Below are 25,291 nucleotides of genomic sequence, written 5' to 3' on the forward strand. Positions count from 1 at the left end.
AAATGTAGTATTTTTCGATCAAATAGCCATACTGTACTTACCTGCTAGAGGATAAATTAATTCCTTAGCTATTCCCCATGTAATTGACTTAAACCTACTTCAATAGTCTTAATCCAAGGTAGTGCTCTTTTGAAGTGGTAAGTGATCCAATACTAAAAATCTTATCCCAACACCCCCACAATGACTTTGGTAAAAGGTAGACAGATTATTTATGGGAAAGACGTCTTATTTAAAAAGTGTTTATTTTTTTTTGAACAAAGAATCCACAAATTCTTTTCTGTTAAAAACCTGTAGATCGGTCATTTTCTCGCCCACGCCAATGTATTTTACCGGTATTTTAAATTGGTCGGAGATACCAATTACTACTCCACCCTTGGCTGTTCCATCCAATTTGGTGATTGCAAGTGCATTAATTTCGGTTGCCCTGGTAAATTCTTTGGCTTGAATAAATGCATTTTGCCCAGTAGAGCCATCAAGAACCAATAAGATTTCATGAGGAGCTTCTGGAATGAATTTTTGCATCACTCTTTTAATTTTAGTGAGCTCGTTCATAAGGTTCACTTTTGTGTGCAATCGTCCCGCAGTATCTACGATTACCACATCAGCCTTCATTTCCACTGCTTTTTTCACCGTATCAAAGGCTACTGATGCGGGATCGGTATTCATACCATGAGAAATTACGGGCACGTCTACACGCTCTCCCCACAGAATCAATTGATCTACTGCCGCTGCCCTAAAAGTATCAGCCGCACCAAGTACAACCGATTTGCCGGCTTGTTTGAATTGATGGGCCAATTTACCAATGGTAGTGGTTTTCCCTACTCCATTGACGCCAACTACCATGATCACATAAGGCTTTTTATCTGTTGGTAGATCAAAACCACCAAGGTCTTGGGTGTTGTTTTCTTCTAAGAGGCCTGCAATTTCTTCTCTAAGTAAAAGGTCAAGCTCTCCGGTGCTGACATATTTATCTTTGGCAACTCGTTCTTCAATTCTTTTAATAATTTTAATCGTGGTATCTACGCCAACATCGGATGTAATGAGAATTTCTTCTAACTCATCCAAAATTTCTTCATCTACCTTCGATTTACCTACAATGGCTTTCCCTAGTTTCGAAAATAGGTTTTCGCTGGATTTTTCCAGCCCCTTATCTAAACTTTCTTTTTTCTCTTTAGAAAAAAAATCAAATATTCCCATAATTTTTTTTAATCTGAGTCGAATATACGCAAAAATCCCTTTCGATAGGAACCGAAAGGGATAGTAAAAGTTTTTGTTTGCCTTATAACCTTATTTCTTCAGGACTTCCTGAACCATTTGGCTTGGCACCATTTCTTCTTTAAAGGTATAAGCACCAGTTTTTTCAGATCTAACTGCCTTAATTACCTTGGCATAAGTGACGCCACCTTCTTTTTTCAGTGTTGCTACTACTTTCTTAGCCATAATATTATCGTTTTACCCTTGGGTTGTGTGATTACTTGATTTCCTTGTGAACAGTAACTTTCTTCAAAATAGGATTGAATTTCTTAAGTTCCAACCTTTCAGTAGTGTTTTTTCTGTTCTTAGTGGTTATGTACCGGGAAGTCCCAGGCATACCGCTTGTTTTATGTTCAGTGCACTCTAATATCACCTGAACTCTATTACCTTTCTTAGCCATTTCCTTTTATTTTAATATTGGTATGGGGCAAGTCTTATTTAATAATAATCTCCCCTTTTTTCTGCGCGTCTTTTAATACAGCGCTGATTCCTTTTTTATTAATCGTTCTCAAAGCTGAGGACGACACTTTCAAAGTGATCCATGCGTCTTCTTCAGGAATATAAAAGCTCTTCTTATGCAGGTTAGGGTAAAATCTACGCTTCGTTTTATTATTGGCGTGTGATACGTTATTTCCTACCTGAGGCCTTTTTCCAGTAATGTCACAAATTTTTGCCATGATATATATGTATCCAGTAATGATTGACTTTTTTCAATTGGGTTTGCAAATATCGGAAGATTTCATTAAATAACAAAAGTGTACCCCATAATTATTTAATAAATCCCTGCGCTCCAAGTTTTTGGTTTTGATTCAAGATTCCAAAACCCTTTTATTATATTTGCCAAACAGCGCAAATGCACTGCAATTTTATATTTATAATGAACCAAAAAAGAGATCCAGAATGAAGGAGATCAGCTCAAGTCAGGAAGCAATACAGCTAGAAAATAAATTCGGTGCGCACAATTACCACCCATTACCGGTGGTTCTAAATAAAGGTGAAGGAGTGTACCTTTGGGATGTAGAAGGCAAGAGATATTACGACTTTCTATCAGCCTATTCTGCTGTTAATCAAGGACATTGCCATCCAAAAATTAAAGACGCTCTTATAGAACAGGCCGGGACCCTTACCTTAACTTCAAGGGCTTTTTTCAATGATATACTAGGCCCTTACGAAAAATACATTACTACCTATTTTGGTTTCGATAAGGTGCTCCCAATGAATACTGGTGCCGAAGCTGTGGAGACTGCAATTAAGATTGCGAGAAAATGGGGCTACGATAAAAAAGAGGTCCAACCTCATCAAGCAAAAATAATTGTTGCCAAAGAAAATTTTCATGGAAGGACAACAACTATAGTATCTTTCTCGACAGATGAGGACGCAAGACACAATTTCGGCCCTTACACTCCAGGGTTTATCCAAATCCCATATAATGACACAGTAGCGCTCGAAGCGGTTTTGACCAACAACCCTGAATGCGTTGGTTTCTTAATAGAACCCATTCAAGGGGAAGCAGGAGTAATCGCTCCTGACGAAAACTATATGAAAATCGCAAAAAAACTTTGCCAGAAACACAATGTATTGTTGATGGCAGATGAAATTCAAACTGGTATTGCAAGAACAGGTTCCTTATTGGCTGTTTGTGGGGATTGCACCTGTGTAGGCCATTGTGAAAAACAAGAAACGTATGTGGAACCAGACATCCTGATATTGGGTAAAGCACTTTCCGGAGGCTTCTTCCCAGTTTCCGCCGTTCTTGCCAATGACTCTATAATGGAAGTTTTGCATCCCGGACAACATGGTTCCACTTTCGGAGGCAATCCACTGGGGGCAAAAGTAGCCATCGCTGCATTAGAAGTTGTAAAAGACGAAAAGCTGGCACAGAATGCCAGACGTTTAGGCAAACTATTTAGGGAACGTATGGAAAAGCTGATCACAAAGACCAATCTGATCAAGCTTGTGAGAGGCCGGGGCCTTTTAAATGCGATAGTAATCAACGATACAGCCGACAGTACTACTGCCTGGGACATTTGTGTTGCACTAAAAGAAAATGGGCTTCTTGCTAAACCCACTCATGGGAACATTATTCGCTTCGCTCCTCCACTTGTAATGACGGAAGAACAATTGGAGGACTGCTGTAACATCATTGAACGTACTATTTTAAATTTTGAAAAACCTGCAAGTCAAAAATGAAAAATCAAGCAGTAATCTTCGATATGGATGGTGTGATCTGTCACACCAACCCCTTCCACTCTGAAGCTTTCAAGGTGTTTTTCGGGAAAAGAGGACTTAATCCTACTGAAGCAGAATTCGAAAAACACATGTACGGCAAAAGCAATAAGTACATTTTCAATCATTTCCTGGGAAGAGAAATCATAGGGGAGGAATTTACAAACCTGGAAAATGAAAAAGAAGGACTCTTTAGAGAAATTTATGCCGATAAGATCGTAACGCTTCCAGCTTTTCTCCCCTTTTTACACGAGCTAAAGAGTGAGGGCTTCCGAACTGGTGTAGCCACTTCTGCACCAAGAGCCAATCTTGACTTAATTATGGGTGCATTGAAATTTGCACCGCAGATGGAATCAATTTTAGCCAGTGAGAATGTAAAGAACCATAAACCTGACCCAGAAGTTTACCTTACCTCTGCAAAATTGCTGGATGTAAATCCGGCAAATTGTCTGGTTTTCGAAGATTCATTTTCTGGAGTCTCTGCTGCCATCAACGCAGGAATGCAGGTAGTAGGTGTACTCTCTTCCCACACAAAAGAAGACCTCCCTCCTTGTCAATTGTATATAAATGACTATTCGGAAATTGATATCCAGACTGTAGGAAACCTTTTACAATAAAGAAAACAATAAATGCTTACCTATAAATAGGTAAGCATTTATATATTACCAAGACTATTGAATACCTACCCCTTAAAACAAAAGCCATGTTGAGAAGGCCCAGAAGAAACAGAAAATCCCCAGCTATACGTGCGCTGGTAGAAGAAACAAGACTATCTGTCAAAGACTTCATTCTACCTCTTTTTCTAATTGATGGAGTCAATCAGAAAGAACCTGTGAAATCGATGCCTGGAATTTATCGATATTCCCTGGATCAAATGTTAATAGAAATCGAAAGCTGCCTTAAATTGGGCATCACTACCTTTGACATTTTCCCTGCATACACTGAAGACAAAAAAGATCGATGGGCAACAGAAAGCCATAGGGAAGACACTTTTTACTTAAAAGCACTCTTTACTATTAAACAAACTTTCCCTGAAGTATGCATCATGACCGATGTAGCCATGGACCCTTATAGTATAGATGGACATGACGGGCTGGTTGAGAACGGGAAAATCCTGAATGATGAAACCCTGGAGATTTTGGGAAAAATGACACTCGCACAAGCCAGGGCTGGGGCAGATATAATAGGACCTTCAGACATGATGGATGGGCGTGTGGGCTATTTGAGAAAACTACTTGATAAAAATGGCTTTCAAGAAGTTTCTATCATGTCCTACACAGCCAAGTATGCAAGTGCATTTTATAATCCCTTCCGAGATGCATTGGACTCTGCACCTAAAGGCGGCGATAAAAAATCATACCAAATGGATCCTTCAAATAGTCAGGAAGCATTAATAGAAGCACAATTGGACTTTGATGAAGGAGCAGATTTTCTAATGGTAAAGCCTGCCTTGGCCTATCTCGACATTATAAAATTATTACATGACAAATTCCCCCTTCCAATTGCGGCTTATAACGTAAGTGGAGAATATGCCATGATCAAAGCCTCTGCTGCCAATGGCTGGCTAGATGGTGAAAGAGCAATGACAGAATCTTTACTGAGCATCAAAAGAGCCGGAGCAAAAATCATCCTTACCTACTTCGCTAAGGAATTCGCACTCCTTCAACAGTAGCCATTGTTTTAAAATTTCAACAACTTGACGTTTTTATTGCATAATGAATCAAAACAACATGAATAAAATAAGTATTAGGTAATTATTTCAGCTTTTTTTTAAAAATAAACGAAAATAAATTTAATATTGAAATAATACCAAAACTTACCCTAGGCCAAAAATCCATCAAGCCATCACTTATTTAAAATAAGTGATGGCTTTTTTTTGTTAAGATAAATTTTTATGCCTCCTCCAAGGAATATTGCCATAGATTAATTTAACAATTACCCCTTCAACAAACTTATACTAAGTTTTAAACAAGGGTGTCATTACTACCCTTTAATATACATAAAAACAAAATAAATCTATTTTTTGGATTGTTTTTAACCTTGATTTTGTAATTTTTACACTTATTTAAATTATATGAGTTGTTTTTTTGACTATTAATTGCCTAAATTTGTTGCAAATGAAAATGAAAGTGAAAATTCAACCTGTAACTCTTTAACTCTAGGTTCTTTATGAAAAACATTTTACCTCCTTTATTACAAGTTAGTTCCAGTGGAATTGACTACGCTGATGCAATCGCTCAAAACCTCCTTACAACAAACAATGTTTGGATGATGTTGGCTACGGCACTTGTATTCATTATGCACCTCGGTTTTGCAGGTGTTGAAGCTGGTTTTGGCCAGGCAAAAAATACCGTGAATATACTTTTTAAAAATACCGTTACTCCTATAATAGGTATTTTGACTTATGGCTTACTTGGCTTTTTCCTTATGTACCCAGGATTTGACGTTCCAGGTTGGTTCGGATTTGATGGTGCAGGTTGGAGCATGTTTTGGTTTAGTCCAGCAAGTGCCGATGTAAGCACTGAATACGCAGACGCTGGCTATACTTATTGGACAGATTTTCTTTTCCAGGCAATGTTTGCAGCCACAGCTGCCACTATAGTATCTGGTGCAATAGCAGAGAGAGTAAAACTTTGGGCTTATCTAATCTTTACTGTAATCTTTGTTGGTATTGTATATCCAGTAATAGGAAGCTGGAAATGGGGCGGAGGCGCATTAGATGCCATGGGCTTCTATGACTTTGCTGGTTCTACTTTGGTTCACTCTGTAGGTGGATGGGGAGCTTTAGCCGGTGTTATCTTGGTAGGCCCAAGAATCGGGAAATATGTGAATGGTAAAACAATGGACAAGCCAGGATCGAGTGTTCCTTTGGCAGTAATTGGTGTATTCCTTCTTTGGTTAGGATGGTTTGGTTTCAATGGAGGTTCTGTACTTTCAGCTGATCCTGGATTAGTGTCTTTTGTACTCGTTACAACTTCTCTTTCTGCATGTGCAGGTGGGTTAGGTGGTTTTTTTGCAGCCTATTTTGCTTTCAAACGATTGGATCTTGGAATGGTATTGAATGGAATCTTAGCTGGACTAGTTGGGATCACTGCCGGAGCCGATGTCATCAACCCAATATATGCGCTTTTAATAGGTTTTATAGCTGGAATATTAGTTGTAATGTCTGCACTATTATTAGACAAATTAAAACTTGATGATGTGGTAGGAGCAGTTTCTGTCCATCTTACTTGTGGTATCTGGGGAACTTTAGCTGTCGGTATTTTTTCTAACAATCCTGACCATACCTTCTTAACGCAACTAGCGGGCGTAGCAATTTGTGGTGCTGCGGCTTTCTTTTCTGCCCTTGCCATATTCTTCGTAATGAAGAAAACAATTGGAATAAGGGTTTCTAAAGAACACGAGATATCAGGACTTGACAGTCATGAGCATGGTATAAGAGGTTATACTATCATTTATGATGAATAAATCATCTCTCAAAGCTTAAAAACAGAATCCTGCTTTTTTAATAAAAGGATTAGAAAAGCAGGATTCATTGATTTTAGACATATTTTAAAATTTAATCAATATCCAAAATGAAAAAATTTTATTCAATTTTAGCAATCCTATTTTTACTGCCAGTTACATTTATTCTGGCACAGGAAGAACAAGAAACCCAATCAGAATTTTCTCTATCGGGGTCAGTTGATGCTTACTTTAGAAGCAATTTAAACGCACCTAATAAAGGTGATGCCGCTCAAGCACCGGCCACATCATTTGGAAACTTGCCAGGTTTTTCATTAGGAATGGCGAATATTATCGCAACTTATGAAGGTGAAAAAGTAGGATTTGTTGCCGACTTGGTATTTGGCCCAAGAGGAGAAGATGCCGTTTTCGGATCTCCACTCTACGCTGGAGGAATGGCTGGTAGCTCTCAAATCGTAAACCAGCTTTACATGTATTACAATGTAAGTGATGCTGTAACGTTTACGTTAGGTAATTTCAACACTTATTTGGGATACGAGGTCATCTCCCCAACGGGAAACTTCAATTACTCTACCTCGTATATGTTTTCATATGGCCCCTTCTCTCATACAGGCCTTAAAGCTGACTTCCAGCTTTCTGACAATTGGTCTTTTATGGCTTCCGTTATGAATCCAACAGACATGACAGAGCTAAACTTTTCCGGTTCTTATACCTTGGGTGGCCAACTTGGATATTCTACCGATGCTGGAGGAACTTACCTGAACTTGCTTTATGGAGATCAAGATGGCAAATTAGACATGAATACTTTGTCATCTTTCGGCACTAGTTCTATGGGCAACACTTTTCAGATCGATTTAACTGCAGGATATGATGTAACAGAAACTTTATTTCTTGGTCTTAACACGACTTACAACACCACTGCAGCAGGTCAAATGTACAATGGATCATCCATACAGGATGAGACTGGTGATGGCTATGGTTTCTATGGCGTAGCTGGTTACTTACAATTTGCCACTTCTGATAAATTTTCTCTTGGAGCAAGAGGAGAATATTTCAAAGTTTTCAATGACGGATTGGATGGCGTTGTAGGTTTAAATGCAGTTGGTGATGGCAGCGTATTGGCTGGCACCCTGTCAGGGAATATCAAAATCACAGATAACTTTACCATTATTCCAGAAGTTAGAGTGGACATGATGTCCGACGATTTCTTTATCAACAACGATTATCAAGACTCCAAGAATTTAGCTTCATTCTTGGTGGCAGGAGTTTTCTCCTTCTAGGAAAAAAACAATAGATAACGACAAAACGCCATGGTGAATGTTTCAACCATGGCGTTTTTTTTTATACCGCTTTCATTTATCCTGAACAGCTAAATACAATTAAAAATATTGAAGGGTGTCAAACCTTCTCGTCTTTCAGAAGGAAAACACTAAATACCGTCCCCTCACCTACCTTACTTTTAACACTTACACTACCTCCGATACTTTCGATTTGGTTTTTAGTAATAAAGAGGCCAATGCCCCTTGAATCTTTATGCCTGTGGAAAGTTTTGTACATACCAAACAGCATTTTCCCATTTTTTTTAAGATCTATCCCTAAACCATTGTCCTCAAATCGAATTTCCAAAGTTTCTTCATGCTCTTGCACCCGAACTTTTAGGTAACTTTCTCTTTCAGGCGACTTGTATTTAATACCATTGGTAACAAAATTCAATACAATACTTTCGATATAGGCAGCAATACCGGAAACATACAATTCCTTGCCGACTTCATTTATAATTTTCACTCCTTCCTGCAGGGCGATAGGATAAACACTTTCAATCGTTTTATTCAAAATAGCAGACAGTTCCACCCTCTCATTTTCTGTTGACTCATTCAAATTTATTTTTACTATTTCAGTCAAATGCTCAATGGTCTCTGAAAGGTTATAAGCCCCCTTCTTTAGCATTTTAATTATTTCCATGTCAAACAAATCGGTATGTTGACGTTCCAATAACTCTAACAACATATTTATTCCTGAGGAATGAGACCGTAAGTTATGTGAAACTATATGAGCGAAATTTTTCAATCGCTCATTCTGATTCTGGGTAGTTTTCAGCAGGGTAGATATTTGATTTTGCGCTGTTTTTAAAGCAGAAATATCTATGATTTGAGAGATGAAATATAGGATGACGTTTTTTGCATCTCTTACAACCGAAACTGCCAAAATTGCTGACACCTCATACCCCCTTTTATGAATGTACCTTTTCTCTATCTGATAGGTTTGCCTTTTCCCTTCAATTACTTCTCTAAGAAGCATTAAGTCGGAAGCCAAATCATCCGGATGCGTGATATCCTGGAAGGTCAGATTGGTGAATTCTGATTTACTATACCCAACCATATCACATATTTTATCATTCACATTCAGCCACTTGCCTTCAATTGAAACAATTGCCATCCCTATCCCTGCATTTTCGAAATTCCTTTGAAAAGCGTTTAATGAAATGTCCAACTTTTCGCTTACAAGCTTGTGCGCGGTTATATCTTCAGTATACATAATTATACCTCCAATATTATTTTTTTCATCAAACCAGGGTTTCACTTCCCAAGATAGCCAAAGTACAGTGCCATCTTTTCTAAAAAATTTGTCCTCCCGATTGCTTCTAGTGGCTCCAGCCAGACATTCTTGATGAATTTTTTTCCATTTTTCATCAATTTCTGGAAAAATCTCATAATGAGACTTACCTATCAAAACTTTATTTCCCAAATCATAATCAGAAATCCATTTAGAAGAAACTGCCAGGTATTTTACTTCATTGTCAAACATAGCAATGGCTATGGGTGCCTGTGAAATAAAAATAGCTTGCTTTTGAACCATAATTTTGGAAAAATTAATGTCCTGATGTGTGCCAAACATTAATTTTGGTGCTCCGTCTTCCGCCCAGCTCAACACTTTACCTCTAGCCTGAATCCACTTTCTAGACCCATTCTTGTGCTTCATTCTAAACTCGCATTCATAATATTTTGTTTCCCCATCAAGACAAGCCTTTAAATTCGATTCAGCTACTTTCAAGTCTTCGGGATCCATTAGGTCTACCCATGTCTGGAAATTTAGTGGCTCCAATTCACTTAGCTTATAGCCTAAAATTTCCGCCCATCTTTCATTAAAAATTGTTACTCCAGTTTCAATATCCCATTCCCAGGTCCCAAGATTAGTTAGCTCAATCGCATATTTAAACTTTTCGTGTTCTGCTGCCCAGCTAAGCTGTGCAATTTTTTTGGTATGGATATCTTGAAAGGTGCCGAATACACGTACAGGTTTACCATCAATAAACTCTGCCTGACCTATTACCCTAACCCATTTTTCCTTTTTGGTATAAGTGATAATAATTAGCTCAAGCTCAAATGATTCTCCGGTTTCTAAAGTTTTATCAACTGCTTTTTTAATAGCCTCTCTACTATTACCCTCTTTATAGAATTCGATGGCTTCTTCCAGATTTGGAGTAAAATGTTCAGGTGCCTCATGTATAAGGCGGGTAACTGCACTCCATTCGGGTTTACCTTCTTCTAAATTAATTCTCCAATACCCGATTTTCGAGTTGAGATTACATTCATATTGAAATCTCTCCTTTTCTAATGCATCTGTAAGATTTTCTGTAAAAAAGATAACTTCTGAAGGTTTTTTTTCATCTTTATTGGATACTGAAAAGCCATTTAACTTTAAAGTAAGTAACGTCCCTTTTGCAGATAGAAGCTCAAAAGTATGATTTATAGCCCTTTCTTTCCCCTGGCTCGCTTCATCAAGAAAACGTTTCAATTGATTCCCAGCCTCCTTAGACATCAAATTAAATAATCCTGGGAATTGTACATTTGACCCCGTAAAACCTAATGTACCAATAAGTTGCTCATTGCACTCATCATTCCATTCGTCCCTTTTTCTGAATAAAACCACCCCTTCCTTAAAGTGGGATTGCAAAAAATTTAGTAGGCCCGTCTTCGTGATACTTTCAAAAATTGATGAAGTCATCATTTGCTTCGATTAAATATTTCTTGAATGCGAAAATTTGATTTTCTATAAATAGGTAACCTAAGGAGACAATAATTCTTAATATACCTGCAATTCTTTTAAGGGTGTCTTAAATAGGATTAATAACCAATTATTTCCTATCGCTGCATTATAGTGACAAAACACCCATTAAGCTACGAATTAATCTCTTTTAATACACAATAAAATCGCCTATTTGTACAGAAAGTATAAAAAGAATCCCAAAATGCAAAATTAACGGAATGGAAGAATGCAATTAACTCTTCTAAAAATAGACCATTACACAGATAACTTCAAACTTATTTAAATTGTTAGAAAAAATATAAATCGTTAGAGTAAAAATAGAAAAAGTGAGACGCCCAATTTCCTTGGTAGATCTCACTTCATTAATCGAAACACGCTATTACCCCTCCATTATGCTTAAATCGCATTCAAAGCAGATAGATGCGCCGCAATCACAAATCCTCTTGCCAAAAACAGGCTCATGGATTATTAAGCTTTTAAAGGTCCTCTTCTCTTTCTAGCATTAATATAGCGCTTTGAGGGACGATATAATACTTTTCACCTTCATACATCACTTCAAAAGAACCATTTACCAGGAAAACAGCTAAATCTCCTTCTTTTGCTTGTAAAGGAATATATTTTACATTTTCACTTTGGTCTTTCCATGGTTCATCATTCTCTACAGGAAGTGGAATTGGATAACCCGGCCCTGCTTTAATAATATAACCTTGTTGCGCTTTTTCTTTTTCTTGAACCCCAGGTGGCAAATATAACCCACTGGATGTTTTTTGGTTCGGCTTTTTTAATTTGATAAGTAGCCTATCACCAACAATAATCAAGTTTTTAAGTTTATTTTCGGAAGTTAACTGCATGCCGTTATATGTTTAATACTCATGGTTTGGGGGATAATAATCCTATCCAGCAATGGATTTCTAATAAATCTGAATTCCCGAAACGGCACCATTGCACAGAACGGTAAAAAAGATTGCTAAGAAATGATGCCCAATAGCTATTTCTAAGGCTCCAAATTTTCCTATTGAAGGATAAATGAAAGGTATATTAAAAAGTAATGGCATCTCCGACTACCGGAGACACCATTATTTTTAATATAAACTAAAGAATTGAAGATTGTTTACTTCTTATCTTCTTCATTTACTTCTTCATAATCAACATCTGAAACGCCATCACCAGAAGCATCTCCTTCAGCGGCATCAGGACCAGGCTGACCAGCAGCACCTTCAGCACCCTGAGTTTCACTGTACATTTCCTGAGAAGCAGCAGCCCAAGCAGTGTTCAAAGTCTCCATTCCTGACTCTATTCCAGCTAAATCCTGACTTTGGTGTGCAGCTTTGAGCTGTTCCAAAGCACCAGTAACGGCTGTTTTATTGCCTTCTGACAATTTATCGCCAAACTCTTTTAGTTGTTTCTCCGTCTGGAAAATCAAACTATCAGCTTGATTGATTTTATCGACTTTTTCTTTCTCTTCTTTGTCCGTAGCAGCATTTGCTTCGGCCTCCTTCTTCATTCTATCGATTTCTTCCTCAGACAATCCAGAAGAAGCTTCAATTTTAATTTTCTGCTCCTTACCTGTACCTTTATCTTTAGCGGATACATTTAGTATACCGTTGGCATCAATATCAAAAGTTACCTCTATTTGAGGAACACCTCTTTGGGATGGTGGAATATCTGAAAGTTGAAACCTTCCGATAGTTCTGTTATCTTTTGCCATGGATCTTTCTCCTTGAAGGACATGAATGTCCACAGCAGGTTGATTGTCAGCAGCTGTTGAGAATACCTCAGATTTTTTAGTTGGGATAGTAGAGTTAGACTCAATTAGCTTGGTAAATACTCCTCCCATTGTTTCTATACCCAAAGAAAGAGGTGTAACATCTAGCAAAAGAACATCTTTCACTTCTCCTGTAAGGACACCTCCTTGTATGGCAGCACCAATAGCTACTACCTCATCAGGGTTTACACCTTTAGAAGGTTTCTTACCAAAGAATTTCTCAACTTCTTCTTGTATCTTAGGGATTCTTGTAGAACCTCCAACAAGAATCACTTCATCAATATCTGAAGGAGACAAAGAAGCATCTGCCATTGCTTTACGCACAGGTTCCATGGATCTTTTTACCAGACTGTCTGACAATTGCTCAAATTTAGCTCTTGAAAGACTTCTTACCAAGTGTTTCGGCCCAGACTGAGTAGCTGTGATATAAGGGAGGTTGATCTCCGTTACAGAAGAGCTTGAAAGTTCGATTTTAGCTTTCTCAGCAGCTTCTTTCAATCTTTGAAGCGCCATAGGATCTTTTTTAAGATCAATGTCTTCTTCAGATTTAAACTCATCGGCTAGCCAATTGATTATCACCTGATCAAAATCATCACCACCTAAATGTACATCTCCATTGGTAGACTTAACTTCGAATACACCGTCTCCTAATTCCAAAACAGAAATATCAAAAGTACCTCCACCAAGGTCAAATACAGCAATTTTCATGTCTGCATTTTTCTTATCCAAACCATAAGCCAATGCTGCCGCAGTAGGCTCATTGATGATTCGCTTCACATCAAGACCGGCAATTTGCCCCGCCTCTTTGGTCGCTTGTCTTTCTGAATCATTGAAATAAGCTGGAACCGTAATTACAGCTTCAGTAACTTCCTGACCCAAGAAATCTTCTGCAGTAGATTTCATTTTTTGCAAAATCATTGCAGAAAGTTCCTGTGCAGTATACGACCTGTCGCCAATTTTTATTGCAACAGTATCATTAGGTCCCTTTTCAACTTTATAAGAGACATTCTTTTTATCATCTGAAATTTCAGAATATTTTTTACCCATAAACCTCTTGACAGAAGAAATGGTGTTAGCTGGGTTGGTAATTGCCTGGCGCTTGGCAGGGTCTCCAACTTTTCTTTCTCCGTTTCCATTATCCAAAAATGCCACTATAGAGGGTGTGGTTCTTCTTCCTTCACTGTTTTGAATGACCACTGGCTCATTCCCTTCCATAACAGCAACGCATGAGTTGGTTGTACCCAAATCAATACCGATAATCTTTCCCATAATTATATAAATTTTGTCGTTTTCGTTTTAAACACAAAACTACTATAACAACCAATGTGCCAAGTGAATTATTCGAAAAATTAATGCCACATTGTCATAATTTATGACAGGTTATCTTTAAAAATGTCAATATTTCCCATAGTATTGCAGCAAAAGTAAACGATATTTACATGGTTAGTCCATATTTTTAATCAAAATGAAAGTCTCTCAAATCAATATTTACCCAATAAAATCTCTTGGCGGAATTAGTTTAATCAATGCCAATGTAGAAATCGCTGGTTTCCAATATGACAGAAACTGGATGCTAGTAGACCAAAATGGGAAATTTCTTACGCAACGCTCCCTGCCTGAAATGGCTTTACTTCAGGTAGAATTACGGGCAAACAGCTTATTTGTTTTCCATCAATTGAATCCGAAAGATCGGATTGAAATCCCTTTTCTTGAAAACACTGGCAAATACATTAAAGGAACGGTTTGGGATGACTCAGTGAATACCCTGCATGTTTCCTCCGAAGTTGACAAATGGTTTTCAGACCAATTAAAAATGAATTGTCAATTAGTGAAAATGGACCTGAATAACAAAAGGTATATCGAAAATAAATACAAGGTTAATAATGAACACGTCAGCTTTGCTGACAGTATGCCATTTTTAATTATTGGCCAATCTTCATTGGATGATCTAAACAGCAAACTGGAAGAGCCTTTACCTATGACAAGGTTCCGTCCAAATATAGTTTTTACTGGCGCACTTCCTTTCGCAGAGGATGACTGGAACATTATCCAAATAGGGCAGGTAAGGTTTAAGGTTACTAAACCCTGTGCCAGATGTACAATGATTACCATAGATCAGGAAACAGGGACTAAAGGCAAAGAACCTCTGACGACATTGGCTCAATACAGAAAGGTCGATGGGAAAATATTATTTGGTCAGAACCTTATTGCTTTAGACAAAGGGGAAATATCTGTGGGCAATATTATAAAGCTCATTTGATTTGGATATACTACCTCATTTAGGACAAAAGAGGGGATTGATTGAAAAACAACAGCCAATCATTTCAATTTATCATTGTTTTTATGCCTGTCTATATCCCTCTTGTTCTTTTTCTCAAAATTTCTCTCAAACGCCTTATTAAGATCTATGCCTGTCTGATTGGCAAGACAGAGTAACACCCATAACACATCTGCCATTTCATCACCCAAATCGACGTCCCTGTCACTTTCTTTGAAGGATTGCTCTCCATACTTTCGTGACATAATCCTAGCTACTTCTCCCACTTCTTCGGTCAATATGGCCATATTTGTCAACTCACTAAAATACCGAACCCCTGTAGTTTTTATCCAGTCGTCTACTTGCTTTTGAGCTTCTTCTATCGTCATTTTTTCTGTTTGTTAAATTACCTTACCTAGTTTTAATTCAAGCTTGTGCCCTATACAATCAGGAATATCTACATCATAATGACTTATGAAAAGTAAAGTTAAACTCGTCTCTTGACAGAAATAGTCAATTGTGGACTTAAACCTACTTCTTTGTTCCTCGTCCATTCCTTGAGAAGCTTCATCCAGGACCAGCAAAGTGGGGGATTTGATCATCGCCCTTGCCAAAAGGCAAAATCTTTGTTCTTCCAGACTTATCTGGTTTAACCTTAATTCACCCAAATGGGACAAACGAAGTGCTTCTAGCCAACTGTCCACCATGGTCTCTTGCTCTTTGTTAAGCTTTTTATAGAGCCCCATGGTATCAAAAAAACCAGAAGCCACTACCTTTTTGCAAGTTTGGTTGGCGGGAAAATACCTGGCCAATTCTGCAGACACAAAACCCATAGGACGTTTAATGTCCCAAATACTTTCGCCAGTACCTCTTTTCCTGCCAAATAGTGAAATGTCATTGGCATATGCCTGAGGATTTTCTCCAAGTACCAAGCTAATGAGGGTAGATTTCCCTGCGCCATTATGTCCTTTTATCAGCCATTTTTCCCCAGGCATTACCCGCCAGGAAACATTGTCGAGCAATTTTTTTTCGCCATACCTGATTATAACATTGTTCATTTTAATAATCTCCTGATCCGAAAACGGCAAGGCGCCCGTGTTCAGTAATCCGTCAAAAGAGATGGGAGAAAAATTGAAGGTAGAGAAAGCTTCATTTTCCAAGGGTATTAAGCTGTCCCTTTCTTCTATTATAGATAATTTACCTCCGCTTATCCACCCAATTCGGTCAATGGCTGCTGGAACCTCTTTGGCAGAGGAGGTAATGACAACCTGGATCCCTGATAGCTGAATGGCCTTGAGTATCCCTTCAAAATCAGCTCGCGTTTGCACATCAAGCCCTACCAACGGCATGTCTATTAGTAACAATTTCGGATTCTTTAGCAAAGCCTCTGCCATTGCCAACCTTCTTGTTTCACCATTTGAAAGCTTAATCAGAGATTTGCTTTTTAAATCCTCAAGCCCAAAGAGCTGAATTACGTTTGCCAAGTTCCACGCTCCCTCTTCTTTAATTTCTACTTCGCTCAGAAAAGCATCAACAGTGGCTGTATCCTCAGATTCTGAACTGTTAAACCGTTGCTGGTAATAAAAATTTTGTTGACTGGATTTATTGCGAAAAGTATATTTTTGTGAGACCAGCGCTATTAAGTCCCTAAAGCTATTGATCAACCCAAGACTGCGCTGTTTCTCCTGATAAGCTGCTGCAAATGGCCATTCAATGCTCCCCTCTACAAGAGTGGTCCTTCCCAAAATAGTTTCCAGAAACAAAGTGCGTTCTTTTCCAGAATCTCCTAAAATAGCCCAGGACTCTCCTTTTTGAACGGAAAAGTTTAGATTTTTAAATACTGTTTTACCAAAAGACTGAACGGTAGCATGGTTTATTTCTAAAAAAACACTCTTTTCCTTCATTGTAATAAATTTGTGTCAGAACTGGCTTCACTTAAATCTGAGGGCATAATATAAATAAGCAAACCAACGAATAGATGACTTAAACCTTGTTTTTTGAATCCAGGACAATGGTTACCGGACCGTCGTTTATCAAAGATACTTGCATGTCCGCTCCAAATTCACCAGTTGGGACAGGTTTCCCCAATTGTTTGCTCATCTCATCTATAAATTGCTCATATAGAGGGATAGCGATTTCTGGCCTGGCCGCCTTGATATAAGAAGGCCTGTTGCCTTTCTTGGTACTTGCATGCAGGGTAAACTGACTTACAATTAAAATCTCACCCCCTGTTTCCAGGATACAATTATTCATTACCCCCTGCTGGTCCGAAAATATTCTCATATTTACGGTTTTTCTACAAATCCAATGGATATCCTCCAGCGTATCTGCCGATTCAATGCCTAGGAGAACAAGCAAGCCTGAACCAATCACTGCTTTTTCATTGGCATCGACATGTACAGAGGCTCTTTTTACGCGTTGTAAAACTACAATCATTTGGTCATCTTATGCATCTCGGTAGAGGTAATGGTCTCATTCCCGGACATCTTTAAGTTGAGTGCTTTCTTCACCATTGCTTTGGCTACCTGGTGATCGTATATGGGTTTATACTTTTTAAAAAGCCCAAAAAAAGTTACAAATTTCATGACTACCTTACCTATTTCTTCTCCAGGTCTGCTTTCATTTCTTTCGCCTAATAATATAGAGGGCTGGAAGAGACCAACATATTCAAAATCCATCCTCTTTAAGCCGTCCTCTACTTCCCCTTTCACTCTATTGTACTGTATGGACGATTGGGCATCTGCTCCAATGGCACTTACATACAGGAATCTCTTTGCCCCTAATCGTATGGTCATCCTGGCAAAATTAAGAACATAATCGTGATCTATGCGGTAAAAGTTCTCTTTTGATCCTGCCTTTTTAATGGTAGTTCCTAAAGCGCAAAAAGCAATAATAGAGGTTGAGGCTTCATTGAGAGCCTTTAATAAGGACTGCTTATCCCCTCCCATATTTTGCTTCCTTATTTCTTCTTCCAGGTTTACCTTATCCAACTGCTCAAAATCAACCTTCACCTGCACCAGTTTATGATGTTTAAAAGCCAAATCTCTTCTACCAAAAGAGACCACCCAATCAATGTCGCCATTTTTAAAAAGCTGATGGAGAAGTTGGACACCTATCAACCCTGACGCTCCTGAAACAAAAGCTATTTGACTCATGATTTTTGATTTTTTTCCCAATCTAAAAACTTCTCAATATCGGATTGAAGACTTTTGAATATGAAAAGTAATACGGTTATATCATCTACATAACCTACGAAAGGAATGAAATCTGGAACCAGATCAGTAGGAAGCGCAAAATAAAACAAACCGAGCACCAACAAACCCAAAGACCTGTTAGATAGCCCTGCATATTTCTTACTTAAATGCGCTTTGACCATTCTAATAAATATCTCGACTTGAAATTTAACCTCCGCAAATGTAGGATTGTGAGAAAGCTCTTGCCATTTCCGGTTTACTTTCTCAAGTAAACTACCCAGCTTTTTCTCAGTACCAGCAATGTGCTCAGCCCTGTTTAAATAAATGGCTTTGACCTTCTCAAAAAGGCTTTGGCCTGAAGTATAACTGTCCATAGGTGTTTATTGATTTAAGTGTTCGGGTCAGTAGTAAATACGTATTTCATCTTTAATCTTTCTTAACGCAATCTCTATACTGTCCTGTTCCAACTCCATTGCGAGTTGGAATATTTTTTTCGATAATTCAAGGCTCCTTTCATTTCCCCCCACCTGCTGATAGGCTTTGTTGATTAGAGAAATCGTTTGCTCTACGGCAGACCGTAATGTCTCCCAGGTATCGTCTGTAAAATATATTTGTTGAGACAAATTATGGTTGAACTCGCTCCTGATTTCCTGAATCAAAAGGCTATGTAATTCTCCAGAAACCATGTCAGGCCCATTTATTCTTCTAATTAGATTATTAGGAGAAATTCTTTCTAAGAGTAAGCAAAGCCGTTCTCCTGCCTGGATGCGTAAAGGAATCACCAGTTCTGAATTCTTGGATTTAATATCCAACCATTTCATCTCCTTTTCCTTCTTCAAAAATGATACCGTAATAATAAACATCCCATAAATGACAAGACCTGCAGGAATAATTATTTTTAATAGCTCAAAGAGGTAATCCATATTCAAAGGTTTTAATTGGCAATATCTGAAATAATGTCATGTTTTACTATGCACCATTTGTTTTTCTGTTTTAATTTTGGAACCATTAATCATTCTTCATCCTTAAATTCACATGTTGACTCCAATAAAAATAACTGCCAAGGCGCTCGAAGAGATTAAAACCATTATGGCTACCAAGAATATCCCTGTGGAGTATGCCTTACGCGTAGGCGTGAAAGGTGGTGGATGTGGTGGCGTTTCATATGCATTGGGTTTTGACCTGACCAAAGAGGGCGATCAAAGCTATGAAATCGAAGGATTGCCCGTACTCATTGAAAAAAAGCACGTGATGTTTTTGATGGGCATGCAGATAGACTTTCATGAAAGCAATGAGGCAAAAGGATTTGTTTTCACCAATCCTGACCTGCCCAAAAGGCACGACAACCAATAGTAACTTTTACTTTATTTGAATTGAGTGGTGCAACATTTAATTTCAGGTCAGCCCTTCAAAGCCATATTTCATGTTTGCCCAGAAAGCGTCTATTGCAATTATTCTAGGCTTCAAAAATGAGATAATTTTTGGCCAGTCGTCTTTTCTCATCACACTTACACCTGGCAATGTTTTCTCCACTTTACTGGAAAATTCACCCCATTCATTTATTGAATCGGATGTCCATGTCCACTCTTCTTCTACTTCCTGCTGAAAAATTCGTCTAAAAGTAACCATCTGATCAAACAACAGGCTTCTTATTTCTTTGTCCGGATGCTGTATCTCTATGGAAATTGATGCAAAATCTCGCTCTGCCTTCATCCTAAAATACATGTGCTTTACACCTGTTTTATAGTTTTTCCAATTTATTTTTGTTCCATCAGCATTAGGTACGGGTTTCATATACTGCCCAAAAGTGGCCCAAAACGCTTGCCTGGTTTTACTAATTTCATGTTTGGTATACATTAAAAATCCAGTTTATTCGTAATCTCTAGGATAAGCTACTTCAACAACAGAAAAATTCACCACCCCTCCCAGTGCTGGATTATGTTTTTTTATCACTACCTGGATCTGGGTACTTTCAGGATACGCTTTTAAGATATCCGTAATCATCAAATGCCCCAAGTGTTCCAACAATTTTACAGGAACCTGCATGTGTGCTTTGGCTATTTGATAAAGCTTAAAATAATCAACAGTGTACTTTAGATCATCTGTACGCATGGCTTGCTGAAAATCTGTATACACATGCAAATCAACAGTGAATCGATTGCCTAATTTGGTTTCTTCTGAGAACACGCCATGGAAGGCATGGAACTCAATCCCCTCAAGTGATACTTTCCCCATTATTCAAATTGATCAAAAAATGAACCAGATTGGTCTTTATTTATAGGCCTGCTGGCAGGGGGTTTTTCCTCTTTCTGCTCTTCCTTTTCTTCAACCTCTTCAATTATTTGGGTCGAGTCAACGTCTGGGGTTTTTATTGTTTCATCTTCACTAATCACCGTTTCCTCTTCGGAATCTCTCTGATTTCCAGGCTGCTCCCAAATATACGTGTTGCCCGTATGACCTGGATTTGATCCCTCCTTCTCAGACGAACTGAAGTTCTTTTCTTTCCGTTGGAGTTCTTTCACCAAACGGGTATAAACACCCGAATCTATCTCATTAAATCCCTCTTTTGCAGCATTTACGTTCTCTAGTGTTTCGGTGGCTGTACGCTTTAAATTCTTAAGTAAGTAATCCCTTTGGTCTAGTAGTTTTTCATAATTTTCCACCAGGACATTGACATCCTCTTTTAGGTCTTCTATGATATTTTTTGATTGGGATTCCGCCTGATCTATCATGTTTCTGGCATTGCCTCTTGATTCGGCATGGAGGGCATCAGCATTCATCTGTGCCTCTTTCAGGATTAATTCCGCCGTTTTATTGGCTTGTTCAATTATGCTTGCACCAGTATCCTCTGCTGTTTTCAGGGTTTTGAAAAGAGACTGCTCCACCTCTCTGAGCTTTGAAGCTTCTTTTTCAGCATGTTCATATTTAATCTTTAGTGCGTTTTTTTCTTCGACCAGTTTTTCCCATTCCTGTGACAGGTAACTCAAGAATGTTGAAACTTCATCTTTATCATAGCCCCTGAAATTCTTTTCGAAGGTCTTTTGACGGATATCTAATGGTGTAATTTTCATTTTTTCGTCATTTAGCCGATCTATGACCGGAAGTTATTGACCAATATTTATCTCCCAAACAGAAACAGTATGATCATCACTGATGGCTACTACTTGATTATTATTCTTCGTCCACAAGACTTTATTAATGGAGGTCCCGTGACCTACATACCTGGCTTTATCTATAACTTTCAATAGCTTGAAAGCTTCAGAATCCCAAATTTTCATCGACTTGTCCATGCTACATGTTACAAAATACTTGCCATCCTCTCGGAATGACAAGTAGTTAATCGCATACATGTGCGCCGCAATATTTTGCTGCTCTATAAATTTCTCGGTATCCCAAAATTTAAGTTGCGCATCCCTTCCTCCACTAATGATTGTTTCACCATCTGGACTGTATGCTAAGGCAAAAACTGATTTACTATGTCCTTCCATTTTCGCCAATGGTTTCCAGTTTTCCAAATCAAAAACTTTCACCAAATTATCGCTGGCACCTACACTTACCTGGCGTTTGTCCGGAGATACGGCCAAAACCCTTAAGGACTGCTCACTAATTTTTATATGGCGAACTGGTGACCTTTCTTCTATATCCAAAACGACAAGCACCCCATCTCCCGTAGCGACCAATAATACGTTATCAACTACTTTTAGATCAAAAATTAAATGGGACGTAATTTTTAAAGACCAAATTTCTTTTTTAGTCTTTAGGTCAATAACATGAATCCCTTCATTGTTTTGGCCTATAAATAAAAGATTTCTTTTTTCATCTACTTCCAAGGCATAAACTGAGCTTGGCAGTTTGGCCAGCAAAAGTCCGTCTCCAGGACGAGAAAGATCCCATTCTACTACCATCCCATCTCCTGAACCAGTGTAAATAAGATGAGGTAAGCAACCACTGGCGAGTGCGAAAACGGAATGATTATGACCTCTTAATGTGTTAAGTTTACTTACTTGAATATTTGACATATATTGCAAAACCTAATTACCACTCAGTTGCCTTTAAGTTACTATGTTAACAAAAATAGAAAAAATTAGCCCTTTATCTGCTTTTGCCATCAACAATATTAAAACGTCCGAAAACTCATCCATGGACTTTTTGAGTTTTAGAGAAAAACTATCACTGGCTAACATAGGTCATGTTCAAAAAAGAAAAGAATGGAAAGGTGCAAGACTAGCCATCAAAAACACCTTGGACAGCTTGGACCTACCCTACCCTGGCTTTTATAAGGACAGCCACGGAAAATCCCATACTATGGATGGTTCGGGGCACGTATCTCTTTCCCACCATGGTGATTACGCCGCAGCGATATTTCACAAGAACATGCCTGTAGGGGTGGACCTGGAGAGGGTTAGAGAAAAAACGGTACCTCTTGGACCGAAGTATCTCGACCCTTCTGAATTGGCATTTTTAGATAAAGACAGCTATTTGCATACCTTAGCATGGTCGGTAAAGGAAAGCATTTACAAATGCCAGGGCAAAAGAGGCATTAGCCTAAGGCAAAATATTATTTTAGAACCTTTTACTGCAAAAGATAAAATTATTAAAGGTAAAGTTTACGGCTCTGATTTCTCGGACCATTTTTACGAGGTCATGGTTCATTCAGAAAACGACATGGTACTCACCTATACAGTTTGGTGATTATCCTTATATTTATGATTGTAATTAACACAACTAGAGATGAAGAAGCTTTTTGGGTGTTTTGTAATTTGTTTCCTATGGAGCTCCTCCATTTATGGACAAAAAATTTCGAATCTGGAAATGGTAGATGCTATTAGCAATCAAGCCTATTCACTTGAAAAAAACAAAACATCTACGGCGCAGGTTTTTATTTTTTACACCCTTAAATGCCCCTATCCAAAATTATACAATTCGAGAATTAAGGCATTAAAGGAGAAATACGTACCATCAAATATTAAATTTGCCTTGGTAAACCCTCATACTGATCAGGAGGATGAGACTGTGGAAAAGCTTGCCTCCCTGGCTTTTGCGAAAAACAATCAATTGCCTTTCTTAATAGATAGAGATCAGATTTTCACCAAAATGACTGGCGTGAAAAAAATACCGGAAGTAGTCATTATTACATCGGGACCTACGGGATACAGTGTCGCTTACAGAGGGGCAATAGACAACAATGCTCAAGCGATGGAAAGTGCTACTGTTCATTATCTTGACACTGCTCTGGAAGACATCATTAAAAGAGACCGCCCTAGCCCTACAGTTACAAGAGCTGTAGGTTGCAATATTAGGTTTTTACCTTAATTATGATCCACTATTTTCAACATTTGACTTACCTCTTTGGATTTGTCCAAATCCCCTATTTTTTCAAATGAATAAATAAGGTTCCGAATCACTCTTCTGATAATTTCAATGTTTTCGCAAGGCTCATAATATTCAGGCTTGGGGTCCAATTTTAAATGATCCAGGTAATTATTTATATCTTGTTTCGTAAAAATAAGGCCTTTATTGAAGGCATTGATGTAAAATTTAAATTTACCTGATTGATAAGTCAGCACAAAAAGATTGGGCAAATTAACCCCATAAACAGGCAGACCAAGTTTTTTTGCTACCAATAAATAGACAGAACAAAGGCTTATAGGGTTTCCTTTTTTTGTTTCCAGCACCGTTTTGATCATGCTATTCGCCGGACTATGAAAATTCTTGGTATTGGCAGAAAATTTCAGGTCATTAAACATCACATTGTTGATCAACTTAATTTTATCGTAGACCGAAAGTTCGTTCTTGAAGTTCGTCCACACATCAAAATAAATTTGCTGCATAAGGGCATTAAGCTGTTCAAATTCAAGCTCAGGATACAGGTAGGTATTGATAATCCACAATCCCTCAAGTAATTCTTTTTCCTCGGAATTTTTCCAATCCGTAAGCCTTTCCATGAGCAGGTTTAACTGCATGTCATGTACTATCTCTTCTATTTCTTTTTGTAGTTCAGGATTGAATGAACCCTCCCACTTATTTTCCAGGAAAGGAATGATTTCATTACCTAAGGAGAGGATTTTATCCCTAACATGTTCCTTTACTTCCTGATCCCCATCATCCAACAAAGACACAAGAGCATTTAATTCTTTATCTGTCATTTGAATATTCATCTCAACTTACCTCACAGTTTCAACTAATCAAATTTACCAAATTTTGGGAATAAATTACCTGTGATTTTATTTTTTGGTAAGATATTAATTGAATTTAACATCAATAAAAACATTAAATAGCCTCCAATTCCTCCTTATAAGCCTTAATTGCCCTGAATATGCTAGAAGCTACATAAGTTTGTCCACTTTTACTATTAAGGTATTTTTCTTCAGCGGGGTTTGACAAAAAGCCTGTTTCTATCAGTACACTCGGCATACTCGTTGTCCATAAAACATAAAAAGGAGCTTGCTTTACACCTCTGGAATGCCGATTCACTCTCGTTGACAAATCAGTTTCAATTTTTTCTGCCAAAGAAAGACTATTTGCAAAGTATGCCTTTTGCATAAGGTTAAACATCATGTATGACTCAGGTGACTTGGGATCGAAGCCCTCATAGTTTTGTTGGTAGTCGTCTTCTAGTAGAATCACTGCATTCTCCCTTTTGACAATCTCAAAATTACCATTGAAATTTTTATTCCCCATTACATAAGTTTCAGTACCGTAAGCTCTGGTTGAGGAAATCGCATTGCAATGAATGGAAACAAATAAGTCCGCTCTATTTCTATTGGCGATGTTTGCCCGTTCCTTTAGTTCTATAAATACATCGGTTTTTCGTGTATAAATTACCTCCACATCAGGAAGCAACTCTGAAATATACCCACCAACCTTGAGCGCAATGGACAGTGTAACATCCTTTTCTCTCGAAATTCTTCCTGAAGTCCCAGGGTCTTTACCCCCATGCCCGGCATCAATTACAATCCTCCTCAACTTGAATTCTGATTTTTTCTCATCTGGGGGGATAAACCCCGCTAAAACAGTGGTAATGAAGAGCAATGAAATTATAAGAATATTTTTCAATTTGGTTCGTTTCATAAACGTTAATAA

Annotated in this window: 28 protein-coding genes; 9 read left to right on the top strand and 19 right to left on the bottom strand. The window is 38.1% G+C overall.

What is annotated here, in order from left to right:
• Positions 1 to 240: 240 nt before the first annotated feature.
• The 4 genes from ftsY to rpmB all read right to left on the bottom strand — a co-directional run bounded on the left by ftsY (position 241) and on the right by rpmB (position 1,931).
• Positions 241 to 1,197 carry a signal recognition particle-docking protein FtsY gene (gene ftsY / locus AC0L7T_RS23870; RefSeq protein ID WP_473338933.1) on the bottom strand — a complete coding sequence of 319 codons (957 nt, stop codon included), beginning with the start codon at positions 1,195 to 1,197 and terminating at the stop codon, positions 241 to 243.
• Positions 1,198 to 1,287: 90 nt separating this feature from the next.
• Entirely contained in the window at positions 1,288 to 1,440 is a 153-nt protein-coding gene (locus tag AC0L7T_RS23875) for a DUF4295 domain-containing protein (RefSeq protein WP_020888572.1), read from the bottom strand.
• A 31-nt stretch (positions 1,441 to 1,471) separates the two neighbouring features.
• A complete protein-coding gene (gene rpmG / locus AC0L7T_RS23880; protein ID WP_014020702.1) occupies positions 1,472 to 1,654 on the bottom strand; it encodes a 50S ribosomal protein L33 in 183 nt (60 codons plus the stop codon).
• 34 nt (positions 1,655 to 1,688) lie between these two features.
• Complete coding sequence (rpmB, locus tag AC0L7T_RS23885) at positions 1,689 to 1,931, bottom strand: 50S ribosomal protein L28 (protein ID WP_473338935.1); 243 nt, start codon at positions 1,929 to 1,931, stop codon at positions 1,689 to 1,691.
• 223 nt (positions 1,932 to 2,154) lie between these two features.
• Here rpmB and rocD point away from each other — a divergent pair, with 223 nt between their 5' ends.
• From rocD to AC0L7T_RS23910, 5 genes are all read left to right on the top strand, one after another.
• Positions 2,155 to 3,444, top strand: a complete 1,290-nt coding sequence (gene rocD / locus AC0L7T_RS23890; protein WP_473338937.1) for an ornithine--oxo-acid transaminase — start codon at positions 2,155 to 2,157, stop codon at positions 3,442 to 3,444.
• Complete coding sequence (locus tag AC0L7T_RS23895; protein ID WP_473338939.1) at positions 3,441 to 4,097, top strand: HAD family hydrolase; 657 nt, start codon at positions 3,441 to 3,443, stop codon at positions 4,095 to 4,097. Before rocD ends, AC0L7T_RS23895 begins: the two co-directional genes overlap by 4 nt.
• 86 nt (positions 4,098 to 4,183) lie before the next feature.
• Positions 4,184 to 5,152 (top strand): porphobilinogen synthase, encoded by a 969-nt coding sequence (gene hemB / locus AC0L7T_RS23900; RefSeq protein ID WP_473338941.1) that lies wholly within the window; start codon positions 4,184 to 4,186, stop codon positions 5,150 to 5,152.
• A 497-nt stretch (positions 5,153 to 5,649) separates the two neighbouring features.
• On the top strand, positions 5,650 to 6,948 hold the full coding sequence (locus AC0L7T_RS23905) for an ammonium transporter (RefSeq protein WP_473338942.1): 1,299 nt from the start codon (positions 5,650 to 5,652) through the stop codon (positions 6,946 to 6,948).
• A gap of 107 nt (positions 6,949 to 7,055) precedes the next feature.
• Positions 7,056 to 8,225 carry a porin gene (locus AC0L7T_RS23910; protein WP_473338944.1) on the top strand — a complete coding sequence of 390 codons (1,170 nt, stop codon included), beginning with the start codon at positions 7,056 to 7,058 and terminating at the stop codon, positions 8,223 to 8,225.
• Between the two features lie 118 nt (positions 8,226 to 8,343).
• On the opposite strand, the gene AC0L7T_RS23915 is transcribed toward AC0L7T_RS23910, so the two are convergent.
• From AC0L7T_RS23915 to dnaK, 3 genes are all read right to left on the bottom strand, one after another.
• Positions 8,344 to 10,953, bottom strand: a complete 2,610-nt coding sequence (locus AC0L7T_RS23915) for a PAS domain S-box protein (RefSeq protein WP_473338946.1) — start codon at positions 10,951 to 10,953, stop codon at positions 8,344 to 8,346.
• A gap of 515 nt (positions 10,954 to 11,468) precedes the next feature.
• Positions 11,469 to 11,843 (bottom strand): co-chaperone GroES, encoded by a 375-nt coding sequence (locus AC0L7T_RS23920; protein ID WP_473338948.1) that lies wholly within the window; start codon positions 11,841 to 11,843, stop codon positions 11,469 to 11,471.
• Positions 11,844 to 12,103: 260 nt separating this feature from the next.
• Positions 12,104 to 14,026 carry a molecular chaperone DnaK gene (dnaK, locus tag AC0L7T_RS23925; RefSeq protein WP_473338950.1) on the bottom strand — a complete coding sequence of 641 codons (1,923 nt, stop codon included), beginning with the start codon at positions 14,024 to 14,026 and terminating at the stop codon, positions 12,104 to 12,106.
• A gap of 196 nt (positions 14,027 to 14,222) precedes the next feature.
• Between dnaK and AC0L7T_RS23930 the strand changes: the two genes are divergently transcribed.
• On the top strand, positions 14,223 to 15,017 hold the full coding sequence (locus tag AC0L7T_RS23930) for an MOSC domain-containing protein (RefSeq protein WP_473338952.1): 795 nt from the start codon (positions 14,223 to 14,225) through the stop codon (positions 15,015 to 15,017).
• Between the two features lie 59 nt (positions 15,018 to 15,076).
• Here the strand turns inward: AC0L7T_RS23930 and AC0L7T_RS23935 are convergent, their stop codons facing one another.
• The 6 genes from AC0L7T_RS23935 to AC0L7T_RS23960 form a co-directional block, all read right to left on the bottom strand.
• Positions 15,077 to 15,403: a nucleotide pyrophosphohydrolase gene (locus tag AC0L7T_RS23935; protein ID WP_473338954.1), complete on the bottom strand. Its 327-nt coding sequence runs from the start codon at positions 15,401 to 15,403 to the stop codon at positions 15,077 to 15,079.
• 12 nt (positions 15,404 to 15,415) lie between these two features.
• A complete protein-coding gene (locus AC0L7T_RS23940; protein WP_473338956.1) occupies positions 15,416 to 16,918 on the bottom strand; it encodes an ATP-binding cassette domain-containing protein in 1,503 nt (500 codons plus the stop codon).
• A gap of 79 nt (positions 16,919 to 16,997) precedes the next feature.
• Entirely contained in the window at positions 16,998 to 17,450 is a 453-nt protein-coding gene (gene dtd, locus AC0L7T_RS23945; protein WP_473338958.1) for a D-aminoacyl-tRNA deacylase, read from the bottom strand.
• The gene (locus AC0L7T_RS23950) at positions 17,447 to 18,169 is read right to left on the bottom strand and encodes an NAD-dependent epimerase/dehydratase family protein (RefSeq protein ID WP_473338960.1); all 723 of its coding nucleotides are present in this window, start codon (positions 18,167 to 18,169) and stop codon (positions 17,447 to 17,449) included. Before AC0L7T_RS23950 ends, dtd begins: the two co-directional genes overlap by 4 nt.
• Positions 18,166 to 18,582: a YkvA family protein gene (locus AC0L7T_RS23955; RefSeq protein WP_473338962.1), complete on the bottom strand. Its 417-nt coding sequence runs from the start codon at positions 18,580 to 18,582 to the stop codon at positions 18,166 to 18,168. Before AC0L7T_RS23955 ends, AC0L7T_RS23950 begins: the two co-directional genes overlap by 4 nt.
• Positions 18,583 to 18,609: 27 nt before the next feature.
• Positions 18,610 to 19,131, bottom strand: a complete 522-nt coding sequence (locus AC0L7T_RS23960; RefSeq protein WP_473338964.1) for a DUF7935 family protein — start codon at positions 19,129 to 19,131, stop codon at positions 18,610 to 18,612.
• 112 nt (positions 19,132 to 19,243) lie between these two features.
• Here AC0L7T_RS23960 and AC0L7T_RS23965 point away from each other — a divergent pair, with 112 nt between their 5' ends.
• Positions 19,244 to 19,561 carry a HesB/IscA family protein gene (locus AC0L7T_RS23965; protein WP_473338965.1) on the top strand — a complete coding sequence of 106 codons (318 nt, stop codon included), beginning with the start codon at positions 19,244 to 19,246 and terminating at the stop codon, positions 19,559 to 19,561.
• Between the two features lie 42 nt (positions 19,562 to 19,603).
• On the opposite strand, the gene AC0L7T_RS23970 is transcribed toward AC0L7T_RS23965, so the two are convergent.
• The 4 genes from AC0L7T_RS23970 to AC0L7T_RS23985 are packed head-to-tail and all read right to left on the bottom strand — an operon-like array spanning position 19,604 to position 22,227.
• Entirely contained in the window at positions 19,604 to 20,065 is a 462-nt protein-coding gene (locus tag AC0L7T_RS23970) for a DUF4268 domain-containing protein (RefSeq protein WP_473338966.1), read from the bottom strand.
• Between the two features lie 12 nt (positions 20,066 to 20,077).
• Positions 20,078 to 20,443, bottom strand: coding sequence for a dihydroneopterin aldolase (folB, locus tag AC0L7T_RS23975; protein WP_473338968.1), 366 nt, complete (start codon positions 20,441 to 20,443; stop codon positions 20,078 to 20,080).
• Entirely contained in the window at positions 20,443 to 21,279 is an 837-nt protein-coding gene (locus AC0L7T_RS23980) for a DivIVA domain-containing protein (protein ID WP_473338969.1), read from the bottom strand. Before AC0L7T_RS23980 ends, folB begins: the two co-directional genes overlap by 1 nt.
• A gap of 33 nt (positions 21,280 to 21,312) precedes the next feature.
• Entirely contained in the window at positions 21,313 to 22,227 is a 915-nt protein-coding gene (locus tag AC0L7T_RS23985) for a WD40 repeat domain-containing protein (RefSeq protein ID WP_473338970.1), read from the bottom strand.
• A 43-nt stretch (positions 22,228 to 22,270) separates the two neighbouring features.
• Between AC0L7T_RS23985 and AC0L7T_RS23990 the strand changes: the two genes are divergently transcribed.
• Positions 22,271 to 22,900 carry a 4'-phosphopantetheinyl transferase family protein gene (locus tag AC0L7T_RS23990; RefSeq protein WP_473338972.1) on the top strand — a complete coding sequence of 210 codons (630 nt, stop codon included), beginning with the start codon at positions 22,271 to 22,273 and terminating at the stop codon, positions 22,898 to 22,900.
• Positions 22,901 to 22,939: 39 nt separating this feature from the next.
• Entirely contained in the window at positions 22,940 to 23,521 is a 582-nt protein-coding gene (locus AC0L7T_RS23995; protein ID WP_473338973.1) for a redoxin family protein, read from the top strand.
• Here AC0L7T_RS23995 and AC0L7T_RS24000 read toward each other — a convergent pair.
• Complete coding sequence (locus tag AC0L7T_RS24000) at positions 23,518 to 24,354, bottom strand: transglutaminase-like domain-containing protein (RefSeq protein WP_473338974.1); 837 nt, start codon at positions 24,352 to 24,354, stop codon at positions 23,518 to 23,520. The genes AC0L7T_RS23995 and AC0L7T_RS24000 overlap by 4 nt on opposite strands.
• Positions 24,355 to 24,478: 124 nt before the next feature.
• Entirely contained in the window at positions 24,479 to 25,279 is an 801-nt protein-coding gene (locus AC0L7T_RS24005; RefSeq protein WP_473338975.1) for an N-acetylmuramoyl-L-alanine amidase family protein, read from the bottom strand.
• Positions 25,280 to 25,291 lie beyond the last annotated feature (12 nt).

The sequence above is a fragment of the Cyclobacterium sp. 10D3-21 genome (assembly GCF_055809755.1).